Source organism: Nitrospina watsonii (genome assembly GCF_946900835.1).
Classification (GTDB): Bacteria; Nitrospinota; Nitrospinia; order Nitrospinales; family Nitrospinaceae; genus Nitrospina; species Nitrospina watsonii.
In genome coordinates this window covers 2,582,847-2,597,114 of sequence record NZ_OX336137.1, presented here as the reverse complement: position 1 = coordinate 2,597,114, position 14,268 = coordinate 2,582,847, and the positions used below count along the sequence as shown (strand labels likewise).

The 14,268-nt window shown below is 57.7% G+C and carries 13 protein-coding genes and 1 riboswitch; of the genes, 2 read left to right on the top strand and 11 right to left on the bottom strand.

Going from position 1 to position 14,268, the window contains the following annotated elements; translation table 11 throughout:
• Window positions 1-122: 122 nt before the first annotated feature.
• Together QML71_RS12095 and QML71_RS12090 are read left to right on the top strand one after the other, a co-directional pair.
• Entirely contained in the window at window positions 123-1,010 is an 888-nt protein-coding gene (locus QML71_RS12095; RefSeq protein ID WP_282012186.1) for a LysR family transcriptional regulator, read from the top strand.
• Window positions 1,011-1,350: 340 nt separating this feature from the next.
• Window positions 1,351-2,337 (top strand): Tll0287-like domain-containing protein, encoded by a 987-nt coding sequence (locus tag QML71_RS12090; protein WP_282012185.1) that lies wholly within the window; start codon window positions 1,351-1,353, stop codon window positions 2,335-2,337.
• A gap of 91 nt (window positions 2,338-2,428) precedes the next feature.
• Here the strand turns inward: QML71_RS12090 and QML71_RS12085 are convergent, their stop codons facing one another.
• From QML71_RS12085 to bluB, 11 genes are all read right to left on the bottom strand, one after another.
• Window positions 2,429-2,869, bottom strand: coding sequence for a tetratricopeptide repeat protein (locus QML71_RS12085; protein WP_282012184.1), 441 nt, complete (start codon window positions 2,867-2,869; stop codon window positions 2,429-2,431).
• A gap of 407 nt (window positions 2,870-3,276) precedes the next feature.
• Window positions 3,277-4,122 (bottom strand): gamma-glutamyl-gamma-aminobutyrate hydrolase family protein, encoded by an 846-nt coding sequence (locus QML71_RS12080; protein ID WP_282012183.1) that lies wholly within the window; start codon window positions 4,120-4,122, stop codon window positions 3,277-3,279.
• A gap of 176 nt (window positions 4,123-4,298) precedes the next feature.
• Entirely contained in the window at window positions 4,299-5,111 is an 813-nt protein-coding gene (locus QML71_RS12075) for a cobalamin-binding protein (protein WP_282012182.1), read from the bottom strand.
• Between the two features lie 26 nt (window positions 5,112-5,137).
• Window positions 5,138-6,211 (bottom strand): nicotinate-nucleotide--dimethylbenzimidazole phosphoribosyltransferase, encoded by a 1,074-nt coding sequence (cobT, locus tag QML71_RS12070; protein WP_282012181.1) that lies wholly within the window; start codon window positions 6,209-6,211, stop codon window positions 5,138-5,140.
• A complete protein-coding gene (cobO, locus tag QML71_RS12065) occupies window positions 6,211-6,765 on the bottom strand; it encodes a cob(I)yrinic acid a,c-diamide adenosyltransferase (RefSeq protein ID WP_282012180.1) in 555 nt (184 codons plus the stop codon). Before cobO ends, cobT begins: the two co-directional genes overlap by 1 nt.
• The gene (locus tag QML71_RS12060) at window positions 6,762-8,162 is read right to left on the bottom strand and encodes a cobyrinic acid a,c-diamide synthase CobB (protein WP_282012179.1); all 1,401 of its coding nucleotides are present in this window, start codon (window positions 8,160-8,162) and stop codon (window positions 6,762-6,764) included. The genes cobO and QML71_RS12060 overlap by 4 nt, the downstream gene beginning before the upstream one ends.
• 18 nt (window positions 8,163-8,180) lie before the next feature.
• Window positions 8,181-8,753 (bottom strand): hypothetical protein, encoded by a 573-nt coding sequence (locus QML71_RS12055; RefSeq protein ID WP_282012178.1) that lies wholly within the window; start codon window positions 8,751-8,753, stop codon window positions 8,181-8,183.
• Between the two features lie 43 nt (window positions 8,754-8,796).
• Window positions 8,797-10,650, bottom strand: a complete 1,854-nt coding sequence (locus tag QML71_RS12050) for a TonB-dependent receptor plug domain-containing protein (RefSeq protein WP_282012177.1) — start codon at window positions 10,648-10,650, stop codon at window positions 8,797-8,799.
• 21 nt (window positions 10,651-10,671) lie between these two features.
• A riboswitch (cobalamin riboswitch) is annotated at window positions 10,672-10,833 on the bottom strand.
• Window positions 10,834-10,892: 59 nt separating this feature from the next.
• Window positions 10,893-11,852, bottom strand: a complete 960-nt coding sequence (gene cbiB / locus QML71_RS12045) for an adenosylcobinamide-phosphate synthase CbiB (protein WP_282012176.1) — start codon at window positions 11,850-11,852, stop codon at window positions 10,893-10,895.
• A 1-nt stretch (window position 11,853) separates the two neighbouring features.
• A complete protein-coding gene (cobD, locus tag QML71_RS12040; protein ID WP_282012175.1) occupies window positions 11,854-12,999 on the bottom strand; it encodes a threonine-phosphate decarboxylase CobD in 1,146 nt (381 codons plus the stop codon).
• Between the two features lie 35 nt (window positions 13,000-13,034).
• Window positions 13,035-14,261, bottom strand: coding sequence for a 5,6-dimethylbenzimidazole synthase (gene bluB / locus QML71_RS12035; protein ID WP_282012174.1), 1,227 nt, complete (start codon window positions 14,259-14,261; stop codon window positions 13,035-13,037).
• Window positions 14,262-14,268 lie beyond the last annotated feature (7 nt).

The window sequence follows — 14,268 nt, the reverse complement described above, 5'->3', positions numbered from 1 at the left end:
TTGTTATTTTCGAGTACTCATTATGCCTCAAAGTATGGATAATAAAAACTGAATAAACTCTAAGGTATGCATCATGATTTATCGATCTATCATAAGGTGATTGAAAATAAGGGGTTTAAAGAATGCAAAATCTGCCCAACTTCCGGCATCTGTACTATTTCTGGACGATCTCCCAGGAAGGATCTATCAAAAAAGCCAGTGAGAAACTGAATATCAGTCCCTCCGGGATGAGCACGCAGTTGAAGGAGGTCGAAGAGTTTTTCGGAAAGAAGTTGTTTGAGCGCCGCGTGCGCAAGTTGGAGTTGAACGAGGTGGGGAAAGTGGTGGCCGATTACTGCACCACCATTTTCCGCCAGTGTGATGAGATGATCGAATCGGTGCAGCAGGCGCGGCCGCGCAAACGGCAGCACATCCGCGTCGGCGCCCTGCCGTCCTTGTCTTCCATGCACGTGCATGAGTTCACCCTGCCGTTGTGGAAAGAACGCGATATTTTATTGAGCGTGACCGAGGGGTCGCTGGGTGAGTTGATGTATCAGTTGAACAACGGCGGGTTGGAGATCGTTTTGAGCGATCGCAATACGGAGCCGAAGGAAAAAAATCTCGTCAGCTACCGGTTGAAGCCGCAAAAGATGATCGCCGTCGGCGCGCCCAGGTTTGCCTGGATCAAAAAACGGTTCCCGTTTTCATTGCACGATGTGCCGATGATGTACCTGACGGCGCACAGCCAGTTGCGGGCGGACGTGGACCGGTATCTGGCGCGGCACGAAACGCGTCCGCAAAGCGTCGGGGAGGCGGACGACATCACCTTCCTTCGGCTGGGCGCGGAGCGAGGCGTGTGTGTGGCCATTCTGCCGCAGAACAGCGTGCAGGAATCCATTCAGAAAAAACGCCTGATCCGGCTGGGTGAACTGAAGAACGTGAGTTCGGAAATGTGGGCGCTGGTGCGGCGCGATGCGAGCCGCCTGCCGGTTATCAAGAACCTCATTTACCGATTTCAGAACCGGGATTGACCGGCAGACCGGGAGCTGCGAACGGACACCCGGTTTCCCGGCGGATTTCGTGGCGAGGCTGCGCCCGGCTGCCCATATTAAATTATTATGGGCAGGGAGCCATTGCGCGAATCGATTCCTCGTGTCAACAAGACCAACGCTCTGCCTCGACGTACCGCCTCCCCGGCCCACGCAGCCATTTCTCCCGGATATCCGGAAGAACACCTCAGGGAGGTTTCCCATGAGCTTGAAAGTTCTGCAAGGTTTCATCGGATTGATATTGGTTTTGATTTCCTTGATTGCGGTGGGACGGGCGGCTGAGCCGGAACCGTTTTCAATGAACAAAGGAGTTCCTGCGCGTTTGGCAGCGGATTACGTGCACGCGGTCATCGAGGCCGGGCGCACCGCCTATTCCCATTACATTGTGGATCGACTGGATCGGGACCGGTCTTTGAAGGCGACTGAAAACTGGCAGGAAGAAAACACGCTGCTGCTCCCGGCCCAGTTTTTGAAATTGTCTTCGAGCGTGACCAACTCCAAAGGCATCGGCATGCGTTACCGGTTGGGCAGTGTGTGGCCGTTGAATCCCGACAACCTGCCAAAATCCGAAACGGAAAAGTCCGGCTTGCTGGAAGTGATCCGCAACCCGCAAAAACCCTTCACCTGGATCGTGCAAAGGGAGGGGATGTGGTATTACCAGGCGATCTATCCCGACAAGGCGGTTTCGCAAACCTGTGTCGAATGTCACAACCATCACCCGGACAGTCCCAAAACCGATTTCAAGCTGGGCGATGTGATGGGCGGTATCGTGATCGACATGCCTCTGGGGAGCCGGTTTCAGAAAAAGCCGGATGAGAGCATCCTGATTCCGCCGGAAGTGGTTTCGGATTATGTGCATGCGGTTTTGGAATCCGATCGCACCGTGTATTCCCGGTTTGTGGTGCAGCATCTGGAAAATGGTGCCGTGTTGACAAGCCGGAGTGACTGGCAGGCCGCGCGCACGTTGATGTTGCCCGCACAGTTTTTGCTAAAGGTTCTGGAAATCACCACACGACAGAATCTGGGATTGGATTTCAGCCTCATCAGCCTGTGGCCGATCAACCCGCGCAACGGCCCGACCAGCGAATTCGAACGCAAGGCGTTGGAGTGGGTCGGCATCCACCCGATTCGTCCTTACATCAGTTGGACGCAGGTTGGCAAAAACTTCTATTTTCGATCGGTGTATCCCGATCACGCCATCTCCAGTGCCTGCGTGGAATGTCACAACCAGCATCCCGACAGCCCGAGGCGGGACTTCAAGCTGAACGATGTGATGGGAGCGGTGGTGGTGACATTTCCCTTGCACTAAGCGCTCCAGGCGGGCCACGAAAAAACGCCCATCGGGAATACCCGATGGGCGTTGTTCATTCACTCATTCTGTCACACCCCAACGCGTCGCTTCAGGGATGGCTGAGATGAGACTGAAGCACCGGGGAATTCAGGATCAACTGATTCCCTCGGGCGAGGTCCTTCGCCTGCTGGAAGCGCTGCGTCGCTTCACGATGCCGGTTCAGCCGGTCCAGCGTGATGGCTTCGTTGTAAGCCAGGATGCCGTTGTTCGGATCCAACTGAGCGGCCATCTCAAAATGATCCAATGCGTCCCGGAAGTTCTGCGTTAGAAATTCATCGATGCCGCGGTTATTGTGCAGGCGAATGTCCTCGGAAAGTTTGAGGAACTTATTGGAAGGCAGCGGCAGAGGTCCCTCGCCGGGCTTGAACCAGTAGGGCGACTCACCGGCCTTGAACTTATGCGGGTCTTCTTCCGCATTCACCCACAGGGGGTTTGCAAACACAAGCGCTGCCATCAAAAAAAATCCAATCCATTTGGAAAAACGTCTCATTGAAACCTCCTGTTTTATTAACAGAAAACCGGGCCTTGTGAAAATCGCTGGTTTTCTGAATCAGTGCGGGGATACGTTATCGAGTGCGCCGTGCGGCACTCAACGTCCTTGGCAACTTTTTAACCCCTTTGCTAGATAGATGCGTGGGAGCGCCTGTGAGTTTTAAAAAAGTCGCCGTATAAAATATCAAACAGAGGTTGAAAGTTTGTTTGAAAAATTTTAGTCCAGAAAGGCATACATGGGATGACCCCGGTCTGAAGGGCTGTGCGAGGATGGTAAAAATTCGCCGGGAGCGTGCAACGAAAGCCGAGACGTTATCAGACGGACCCAATAAAATTATAAAAGCCCGTAAAAGCGAAAAAAAACTTAACAGGCAACATCACAATTTAAAAATTTTGTGCCGGCGCTCATGGGAGTGGCAGCCCGTCTTGATTGAGAGGCTTGGAAGGGCTGGGGGCCTCGTGCATGGAGCACTTCCTTTTTTTTGCTTCCTGCACCAGCGCGCGAAACAGTTTTTGCTGGCGGTCCACCTGAGGCAGGTACTCGGGATGCCACTGGACGCCGATGCAAAAAGGTTGCTCCGTCACCTCAATGGCCTGCACGATGTCGTTGTGCTGTTCCTGCGCGACGATCTGCAGGTGCCGCCCCAGTTCGCGAATGGCCTGGTTGTGCAGCGAATTCACTTTGGCCGTGGTCGTGCTCAATACCGCAGCGAGGTGACTTTCCGGTGCAATGGCGATCTCTTTTTTGGGCAGCAGCGTCCACACATGAGGTTTGTCCACATAAAAATTGCGGATGTCCTGGTGCAGGGTCCCACCCAGTGTGGTGTTGAGGATCTGCGCCCCGCGGCAGATGCCGAGCAGAGGCAACTGCCGGTCGAGGGCCGCGCGAATCAGTTCTTTCTCCATTTCATCCCGCGCCGTGTCGGCACGGACGGTGGAGGCGGCGGTGAACCAGCGGACCAGAAAGATAAGAGGAGCGAGAATGAGGTCGCGCAAGCGCAGGCCGCGTTCTTTCTTGAACTCCTCGGCGCTCGGCATGTCTTCGATCGGCAGGGGATCGGTTTTATCCGGAGCGACGTCGGCGCCGCCGCCGATGATCAGTCCGTCCAGCCGGTCGAGAGGAACCCGTTTTTGCGTATGAATGCGCCGGGCTCGGGCTCCAGCGCGCCACAGTGCCAGCCAGGTGAAAAGCCAGGCTGCGGTGCCGCCTTGTGTTGGGCCGGTCACGCCGATGACAGGTTTGTCTTGCATTAAGGTTCACCTTGTTTTAGGGCGGTGTGTATGCCATGCATCGATCTCATTTGTTCTTCAAGGTACTCTTTTATTCTAAGTCATGTTCAAAGGGGATGGCAACAGAGCCTCCTGAACGCGGTGCATTCCTATGAAAAGCTGTGAGAACGGGAGGGGGACCGTATGCTGGAAACGGATCATTCCCTGTCCGCAGCCCATGTCTGGATCAGTGCATGAATCTGTCGTACGCCATCGGTCAATGCTGCAGGCCCGGGCTGGAGGATGTCGGCGGATTTGATTTCGTGAACATGGCCCCGACGGACGGCAGGAATGCGGTCCCATCCGGGCCGTTCCGGAAGTTTTTCGGGGCGAAACCGTTTACCGCACCAAGAGCCGATGATCAGATCGGGCGCCCGGCGCACGACTTCCTCCGGATCGTAAATGATGCGTCCCCCGGCAGCGGGCGATGCGGCCAACTCCGCGAAACAGTCCTCACCCCCGGCAAGGTGAATCAATTCGGACACCCAGCCGATCCCGGAGATCAATGGATCATTCCATTCTTCAAAATAAACGCGGGGGCGTTTGGGCAGCGCCGCCGCAGATCGCTCGATCTGGTCCAACCCCTCCTTCAGCTCGATCATCAGCGCATCGGTTTTTGCCGTTTCCCCAATCATCGCGCCGAGCATCCTAATCATCCCGAAGATACCGGACACACTGCGTTGATTGAACACGTGTACCGGCACTCCGGCGCGAACCAGCTGTGCTGCGACCTCTGCCTGCATGTCAGAAAAAGCCAGCACAAGATCGGGTTTGAGGGCGAGGATCTTGTCGATTTTCGCGCTGATGAATGCCGACACTTTGGGTTTTTCCTTGCGCGCCTGCGGAGGCCGCACGGTGTAGCCGGAGATGCCGGCGATCCGGTCTTGCTCACCGATCCGGTACAGGGTCTCGGTGGTTTCTTCCGTCAGGCAAACGATGCGGTGCGGACTTTTATGCAGGTCAATGTTCATATCTCTGCCTCATGATGGGTTGCCCGTCAGGGCAACTGTTTCCGCGAGACTCCGGCTGTGTCGAAGGTCGCCATTTCAGAATAAATTTTGACGGCGGCCTCGATCAGGTTCATGGCGAGAATGGCGCCGGTGCCCTCACCCAGCCGCATTTGCAAATCGAGCAATGGCTCCTGTCCGAGAATTTGAAAACCGGCGCGGCAGGCGGGCTCGGTGGAGTTGTGCGACGCGAACAGGTAATCCACCACATCGGGTTTGAGCTGGTACGCCACCGTGGCGGCGGCGATGGACACGACGCCGTCGATGACCACCGGCAGGGCCTGCGCGGCGGCACCGAGGATGAGCCCGGCGATGCCCGCGATTTCGAAGCCGCCGACTTTGGCGAGCACGTCGATGGGATCGGTGGGATCGAGCTGGTGGAGGCGCAAGGCGTCTTCGATGACGGCGACTTTGTGCCGCCGTGTGGCGGCGTCGATGCCGGTGCCGTGACCGGTGATCGCCTCCGGCGCGTGTCCGCTCAACACGGACAGGATGGCGGCGCTCGCTGTGGTGTTGCCGATGCCCATGTCGCCGGTGCCGATGAGATCGATGCCATCCCGTTGGGCTTGGGTCGCCAGTTCGACACCCACGGTCAGTGCGGCTTCCGCCTGTTCCCGCGTCATGGCCGGACCCCGGCGCAGGTTGCCGGTGCCTTTCGTTATTTTTTTATGGAGCAGAGGAAGTTGGCGATCGAAGTTGTGGTTGACGCCCATATCGATCACCGTCACCTCGGCGCCCGCGTGCCGCGCCAGCACATTGATGGCGGCGCCCCCTTGCAAAAAATTCAGCACCATCTGCGCCGTGACTTCCTGCGGATAAGCGCTGACCTGCTCCACCACCACGCCGTGGTCGGCGGCAAACAGGAACACGCCGCGTTTTCGAATTTGCGGTTTGCCTTCAGGATGCATGGCGGCGATGCGTGCGGCGACTTCTTCCAACCGGCCCAGGCTGCCCGGCGGCTTGGTCAGGGAGTCGAGGTGCTGCTGCGCCTGCTCGATGCGTGGGCGTGCAACGGGAGTGATGCGATTCAGGGTGTCTGCGAGCAAAGTCGATGGCGTCTGCATTAAAACTCGATGCCTTTCTGTGCCGGGATGCGCTGTTCCTTAAAGGGATGCTTCACGCATTTCATTTCCGTCACCATATCCGCCAGTTCGATGAGGGAGTCGGGCGCGTTGCGTCCGGTGCAGATCACATGCACGGACGCGGGTTTCCGGCGCAAGGTATCCAGCACCTCATCCACATCCAGAAACTGATAACTCAGGACATAATTGATTTCGTCGAGAATGACGACGGAGTGATCACCATCCAGAATTTTGGGTTTCACCGTTTCCCAGGCTTGGCTCGCGGTGCGCCGGTCCTGTTCGGGATTGTTGGTGTCCCAGGTGAAGCCGTCACCCATGGCCACGTATTCGATCCACGGTTCGAGTTGCGTGAACATTTTACGTTCTCCGGTTTTCCACTGGCCTTTCATGAATTGCAGGATGAACACCTTCATCTTGTTGCCGGCGGCGCGCAGGGCCAACCCGTAAGCGGCGGTGGATTTGCCTTTGCCGTCTCCGGTGTGGACGATGACAAGGCCTTTTCTTTTTTTGGGATCGGACGCAGGTCGTTTTTTCATGGGATGTCTCTCTGGGTTTTGGATTTGAGGATGAAACGCTGAAGCAGGTTTTCCCACCAGCCGATGGAACTGCCCCAATGAATATGGGAATAAAAAGCAAACGCATTTTTAAACCGGTATCCATCGTGGTGCGTCTGATCGGTTTCCGGGTTGTGGTGACTCATTAAAGGTGTCTCTCCGTTTTCCTCAAAAGAAGAGCAGTGAAATTCGTGGCCTCTCAGGGTCAAGGCCGTGTTGGATTGACCAGGCGGATGGTAATTCAATTCGCGGTAGCCAATGGTCAACTTCTTTTTGCTGAGGGTAGTGGAAAAATTGAATACCCCCGCCATGCGGTGCGGGACGCCCTCGGCATCGGTGAGGGTTTTCCCCAACAGCATCAATCCCCCGCATTCGCCCACCACCGTCCCGCCTGCATTTGCAAACTTCCGGATAGCCTGCAACAACCGGATATTACCGCTCAACCGCCCGGCGTACAGTTCGGGGTAGCCGCCGGGCAGGTACACCCAGTCCACGCCATCGGGCAGAGCGTTGTCCCGCAGCGGAGAGAAATACTGGATGCGCCCGCCGTAATGCTGGATCAGGTCGAGTGTGTCCTGGTAGATGAAATGCAGGGACTCGTCCTGGGCGATGGCCACCGAAAACGGGATGCTGGACTCCGGCTGCGGCCACCGTGGCGGTGGGGGCGTTGTCCCGCCAGGCCTGGCTGGCAGCAACTCTAATAAGGAAGGGATGTCGAGATGGGTTTCCAGATGCGCCGCCCACTGGTCATAGATATCCGCTCCCTGCTCCTGCGCCAGGTGCAGCCCCAGGTGCCGGCTGGGCATTTTCAATTCTTCCCGGCATGGCAGGTGACCCAGGAAGCGCGTTGGGGTGTGGTGCTCGATGGCCTCTTTCAATATTTGTGCGTGGCCGGGCGAGTTCACCCGGTTGGCGATCACGCCCAACACGTTCACGCGGTCGTCGAACTCCACAAACCCTTTCACGATGGCGGCGGCGGAGCGGGCGAGCATGGACCCGTCGATGACCAGCACGACGGGGGCATCCAGCAGGTGCGCGATCTCCGCCGTGGACCCGGTTTCTTTTGTGGCGTAGGCGCCGTCAAACATTCCCATCACGCCCTCGATGACAAACCGGTCCCCCGGTTGAATCGTGGCGTTGAACAGGGTTTGCATGGATGCGCGCCCTCCCATCCAGCAATCCAGATTGTAGCTGGGGTGGCCGGCCGCACGGGTGTGATGGCCGGGATCGATGTAATCGGGCCCGACCTTAAACGGCTTCACCGGGTAGCCGCGATTTTTAAAACACCGCATGAGCCCCATGGCGATGGACGACTTGCCCACCGAGCTGTGCGTGCCGGCAATGATCAATCCGCGGCAGGTTTCATTCAAGTTGGTCATTTCGGACTCCATTGCGAATCAACTCTGAGATGCTTTTGAAAGAATAAGGCTGCGGCTCATGAATACCGCTTTCATGCCCATCATGAAAATCCCCACATAAAAAAATGTCCCACCCACATAACCGGGAAGGTATTGCAGGGAGACCGCGATCTGTTCCATGACCGCAACGCCCTCGTATCTGCCGGACAGCCAATGGAAGCTGCCGGTGGAAAGGATGAAGGCAGCGAGCGTGGCAGCTAGGAGACGCAGGCTCACATCGACCCCTTCCCTTAATGTAGAGATATTCGGAGAAGGTGTAAGGGTTCCAGCTACCCAGAGGCTGAGGTAGGTGGGAATCAGGAACGGATAGGCAGGGGAAAAGCACCAGGCGCTGACACCACTTTGGACGGCGCCGTAATCGACCAATCCTGCTGTCAATACCAGCAGCGAGGGTACGAGGTGCCCGCGAAAGAACCATCCGGCGATGAAAAAAACAGCCAACGTGGCATCGCGCAGATGAACCCAGGAATCGATCCAGGGTCCGCGCGTCAGCACCATCGCCACCACAAAGCCTGCAAGCAGGAAATATTTTTTTGAATGTTCCGTTTCCATGGTCTGTATATCTCCCTGATACACGTTTGATAAGAATGTTCCGTTAGAAACTGAAGGCGAACCCGGCATACCCGGAAATGCCCGCCGTGCCGAATCCTGAAATTTCTTCGTACTCCTCGTCAAACAGGTTCTCGCCGCGGAGCGTCAGTTTCCAGTGTTTATCGAGGGTGTAGTCCAAAGCCGCGCGCACCACGATGTACGGATCGGTTCCGGTTGCGCCATCCACCGTTTTTCCTTTGTGCGTGACGCCGATGAGCGAATGCAGGCGGTTCTTCCACCAGTGGTGAATGTTCGCGTGGAACTTGTGCTCAGCGCGGCGGCGCAGTTGCGTGCGCGTGGTGGTGTCGAATGCCTGGTTCCAGGTGTAATTGGCCGAGACTTCCAAATCATAAGGCAGACGGACTTTGAGTGTGCTTTCGACGCCGCGCGAAGTGGCTCTGGTGACGTTCTCCGGCCGGAAGGTGGTGAGGTCGAACTGAATCAGGTTTTCGAAGCGGGCATCGAAATAGACCGCACTCAGTGAGACGTCGCCATCGAGAAACGTCTGATCGAAACCGGCTTCCCAGCTTGTATTCTCTTCCGGTTGCAGATTGGGATTGGAAAAACCGGGAAATAACAGGTCGTTGATGGTCGGCGCGCGGAAACCGGTGCCGTATGCGCCACGCAGACGCGTCCCGGTTTGTTTGAACCGGTACGCCGCTTCAAATTTGTAAGTGGTGACGTCGTCGAACGAGTCGTTGACATCGTGGCGGAACCCGGCGGTGATGACGAGGCTGTCTTCGTAATCGAAGATGCCCTGCATGTAGGCGCTTTTGTTGTCCAGCTTGCGGTCCATGCCGTTGGAGATGTTTTCTCCGGCGCGCACCTGGTACTCGCCTCCGACCAGCACGTTGTAATGATCGCCGACCGTGATGTTGTTTTGCAGATCCAGGGTGCTGGTGCGGCTGATGATGGTGGAATCACCGGAAGTCTGGTTGCGGGACTGAACCTCGTCGTACGCGAAATTGGGATTGAGGCTGATTTCCCAGAAAGGCATGATCTTATAGGACACCGGCGCGGCCAGGTAGTAGGAATCCTGCGCCGTGTACGGGGGACCGTCCACCATGCCGACGCCGAACACGAAGCTGTCGAAATCGATGCGGGCGTCGATGTACTGACCGATGAAATCGGCGCGGCCGCGGGTGTCCGCAAAATCAAGACCCGTCCGCAGTGAAACCGAGCTGTTGTTGTAGCCGTCGTTTTCGGTGTTGCCGTTGTTCTCGTTGGCGGAGGAAAACCCTTCCGCGTCGATGCGCGAGGCGGTGAAGGAATAATCGAGGCGATCGAACTTTCCCCGGCTGGATAACGTTTCCTTGAACGTGGCGAAACTGCCTCCCTCAAACGAAAAGGTATGCGCGGGCGTGCTGGTTCCCTGACGGGTGACGATGTTGATGACGCCGCCCACCGCATCGCCGCCCCACAGGGTGCTTTGCGGGCCGCGCAGAATTTCGATGCGCTCGACGTTGTCGGGCTGGATGTGGGCGAAGTTGTAACTGCCGAGTGTATTGGAGTTCACCTGCACGCCGTCGATCAGGACGAGAGTGGACGAGGAACCCGCGCCGCGCATGAACACGGTGGTGCTGGAACCCAGGGTGCCGTTCTGCAACACGTCGAGGCCCAACTCTTCGCGCAGCATGTCTTCGACGTTGATGTAGTTTTTTTCTTCGATGTCCTGGCGGGTGATGACCGTGGCGGAAGTCGGCAGTTTTTCCAGTTGTAAAACGCCCCGGGCGGCTTTCACGGTGATGGGTTCCATTTTTTCAAGTGGCTTGGATTCCGCCCAGCTGGCCGGGGGAATGAACAACGTTACGGTGACAAGCAGGCAGCATAAAACAGCCTTGTGGACAAAGCGGTGCATTGTGTTTCCTTTCTCGCGAAGGACAAACGCATTTCCATGGCAGATATCCTGACTCAGGGTGTAAAACCGCCGCGCCTTCCCATCCGGCAGGACAGTGGCTGTGTGCGGCGTCTTCTCCCATTACAGTTGCGGGACAGTGCCGGATTTGCACCGGACTTCCCTGACAAGGAAATTATTTGATCGGTTGATTGAATGATTTGAAACGTAATGAGTGAAAATGTATTTGTGAGCGCGGCCTCCTTTCAATTTGTAGAATGAATCATCATTGTTGTGCGCACTGCGAGGAATGACAGCAGAGTCAGCGCCGAGGCGGCGAACAGCAATCGATGCGACCGCGCGATGTCTTCGGTCTCCAGTGCTTTCAAATTCGTGCCGATGGCGGGTTTCTCCACCCACTGTCCGCGATACGACTGCGCGCCTCCCAGTTGCACATTCAGCGCTCCGGCGACGGCGGCTTCCGGAATGCCCGCGTTGGGGCTCAGGTGTTTGTGCCCATCGCGCCACATGGTGCGCCAGGCGTTGCGTGCGTTCAGTCCCACCACCCAGGCGGACATCGCCAAAAGCGGACCGCCCAGCCGCGCCGGGAGCCAGTTGGCGGCATCGTCCAAACGAGCCGAGGCCCAGCCGAACTCCCGATAGCGTTCGTTTCTGTAGCCGAACATGGAATCGAGCGTGTTCGCGCATTTGTATGCCAGCGCCAGGGGCGCCCCACCGATGCAGGCGTAAAAGAGCGGTGCGATCACGCCGTCCACCGTGTTCTCGGCGACGGTCTCTACCGTGGCGCGGACGGTTTCTTTGCGGTCGAGGTGCCGGGTGTCGCGTCCAACGATCCAGCGCAGACTCTCCCGCGCGTTGTCAAGATTGCCCGCGCGCAAATGCAAAAGCACCGGACGACTTTCATCGTACAGGCCCCGCGTTGAGAGTGTGGTGTAGAGCAACATCGTTTCCATAACAAAGTGGAGCGAGGCGTCGATGGCCTTCAGGCCGGCCAGCAGGCTCCACGCCGTTCCATACGTGCCGCCGACCAGAATGAGAGTTGTTAAGCATCCCGCCCGTTTCTGATGGGTGATTCTGGGACGCACCCTCCTTTCCATCCAGGTCGCTGCGCTTCCGATCCAGCGGACCGGGTGCGGGAGTTGCCTGTTATCGCCCAAAACCAGATCCAGAACGAAAGCCAGCCCCACCATCCACGAAAGTTCCAAGTCAACCCCCGCTCCTCAGGCATTCCTGAAGTTTCGCCAGCAAGAACTGGTTGTCCTCTTGCTGGCGCACGGAGACGCGAAAGTAACCCGTATCGAGGCCGTCAAAATTAGCGCAGTTTCTCAGCAGGATGCCTTGCTGCAGCAAACGCGTGTACAACTGCATGGCGGAAACGTCCGTCGCATCTTTCAATCGAAACAAAACAAAATTGGCGTCGGACGGGTACACCTTGATTTCTGGAATGGCGTTCAGCCCCTGAATGAGATCGGCGGTTTGCTGATGCACGTAAGTCCGGCTGGTGTTGGCGAAGCCGGTATCCTCGAGAGCCGCGATCCCCGCCGCCTGCGCGAGGCTGTTGACCGACCACGGCGGCTGGTATGTGCCAAGGATATGGACCCATTGCGGGTCCATGACGCCAAATCCCAGGCGCAGTCCGGGCAAGCCGTAAAACTTGGTCATGGAACGGATGAAAATCAAGTGGGCATGATGCGGGTAGGATTCCATTAAGGAACTGCCCGGCTCGCAGAAATCGATGAACGATTCATCGACGACCAACAGGATGCCGCGGCTCTCGCAGGTTTCGGCGAGAGCGTCGAACTGGCTGTGCGATCCCAACCGGCCTGTCGGCGAGTTGGGGTGTCCCAACACCACGGCGCCGATACGAGGATTGGTTTTCAAATTCAGGAGCAGCGTGTCCACGGGTGGGGCGAAATCGTCATCGGCGTCGCACCGCAGATTGTGGACAGGAATCCCGAACGCACGGAACGCTTTCTCGAATTCAGAAAAGAAGGGCGTCAGGATCAACGCCTCCCGGCCTTCTGGCAACAGGTGCGGCAGCAGGTAGATCAACTCCGTCGCCCCGTTGCCGACGATCAATCGTGCCGAGGAAATTTGAAGGGACTCGCTCAAAGCCCGTTTCAATGGGGAGGCATCCGGGTCGGGATAGCGGTTGATGTTTGCGCAGGCGTTGCCGATCGCGGCGCTCACATATTCTGAGGGAGCGCAGGGATTGATGCTGGTGCTGAAATCGACCCAGGGCGCGTTTGTGTCGAACCCGTTGACGAGAGACGGGGCCTGTCCGCCGTGTTCGGGGATGGAACCGGTCATTGCACCGACGGATGCATGCCGTTCCATTGTGTGCGGCGCCATCGAATCCGCAAGCATTCTTTTTCGGGAAATAAAACTCATGTCCGGTCTCCGGCGTTTTGTCCCCAGCGGTTGTGGTACACCACGCGGTCCAGCGGCAGGCGCCGGGCCCACCCGGCCTGTTCCAGCATCGGTCGATCGTACGCGATAGCGGGCACCCCCAGGCACAGGTAGGCGACGGGCACCACGGAGTCCGGGAGGCGCAGGTCCGCCTTCAATCGATCCATGGACAGGATGCTCACCCAACCGACGCCGATGCCCTCCGCCCTGGCTGCCAGCCACAGGTTCTGCACGGCGCAGCAGGTGCTGAACAGGTCTGTATCGACGACGGTGTTGCGTCCCAGCACGTGCGGTCCACCGCGTTCGCGGTCGCAGGTAACGAGGAGGTTGACCGGAGCGTCGCGGATGCCTTCCAGCTTGAGCGTGGAATACAACTCCCGTTTGGAACCGGAATAATTGCCGGCCGCATCCTCGTTGGCGTCAGAAAAATTGTCGAACACGTTATCCTTGATGGCTGCGTCATCGATCACAATGAAATTCCAGGGTTGACTGAACCCGACCGAGCCCGCGTGGTGCGCGGCGTTGAGGATGCGGTGCAGCCGGTCGGGTGCAATGGGGTCGGGTTTGAAATGACGCACGTCGCGCCGCTCAAAAATGGCCTTGTACAACCCCGCCTTGTCCGCCGCCGCAAACTCGCCGCCGGAGGCGTGACCGTTTGGCGCAGGCTGCGCGCTCTCGTTCCGGATTTTGATTGCGGTGGGGATGCCCGCCACGGTGTGGACGACTTCATCGCAGCGTGCCGCAATGCGTTGATTGACCTCGCCTGCGATGTCGCGGAACGCCCGGCCCAACGCGGAGTCCGGCACGATGCCCGCCCCGACTTCGTTGGTGATGAGGATCAGCGTGCCGTTGAATCGGTCGCAGGCGTTCAACAGAGTCTCGACGCATTCCAGAATGGTTTCACGCGTGCGGGACTTCATCATCAGGTTGCTGAGCCAGAGCGTGATGCAATCCAGAACCAGAAGCGGATGGGTGCAGGTCGCGCACGATTCCAGCACGTTCACCGGATTCTCCGGTTCTTCGAAGGTGATCCAGTCCGGCCCGCGTTCTGCGCGGTGCATGCGGATGCGGTCCTGCATTTCCGCGTCGCCCGCCTCGGCGGTGGCGAGAAAGATTTTTTCCCCCGCATGATGTTGGGCGAGTTGCAAGGCATGGCGGCTTTTGCCGCTGCGGCAGCCGCCGGTGATCAGGATGGTTGTATTCATAGGTTTC

What these genes read in the sequence shown, in the direction of transcription:
- QML71_RS12080 (WP_282012183.1), bottom strand. Translation starts at nt 4,122, where the DNA reads ATGCAAGACAAACCTGTCATCGGCGTGACCGGCCCAACACAAGGCGGC.
- QML71_RS12095 (WP_282012186.1), top strand. Translation starts at nt 123, where the DNA reads ATGCAAAATCTGCCCAACTTCCGGCATCTGTACTATTTCTGGACGATC.
- bluB (WP_282012174.1), bottom strand. Translation starts at nt 14,261, where the DNA reads ATGAATACAACCATCCTGATCACCGGCGGCTGCCGCAGCGGCAAAAGC.
- QML71_RS12050 (WP_282012177.1), bottom strand. Translation starts at nt 10,650, where the DNA reads ATGCACCGCTTTGTCCACAAGGCTGTTTTATGCTGCCTGCTTGTCACC.
- QML71_RS12055 (WP_282012178.1), bottom strand. Translation starts at nt 8,753, where the DNA reads ATGGAAACGGAACATTCAAAAAAATATTTCCTGCTTGCAGGCTTTGTG.
- QML71_RS12075 (WP_282012182.1), bottom strand. Translation starts at nt 5,111, where the DNA reads ATGAACATTGACCTGCATAAAAGTCCGCACCGCATCGTTTGCCTGACG.
- cobO (WP_282012180.1), bottom strand. Translation starts at nt 6,765, where the DNA reads ATGAAAAAACGACCTGCGTCCGATCCCAAAAAAAGAAAAGGCCTTGTC.
- QML71_RS12085 (WP_282012184.1), bottom strand. Translation starts at nt 2,869, where the DNA reads ATGAGACGTTTTTCCAAATGGATTGGATTTTTTTTGATGGCAGCGCTT.
- QML71_RS12060 (WP_282012179.1), bottom strand. Translation starts at nt 8,162, where the DNA reads ATGACCAACTTGAATGAAACCTGCCGCGGATTGATCATTGCCGGCACG.
- cobD (WP_282012175.1), bottom strand. Translation starts at nt 12,999, where the DNA reads ATGGCGCCGCACACAATGGAACGGCATGCATCCGTCGGTGCAATGACC.
- cobT (WP_282012181.1), bottom strand. Translation starts at nt 6,211, where the DNA reads ATGCAGACGCCATCGACTTTGCTCGCAGACACCCTGAATCGCATCACT.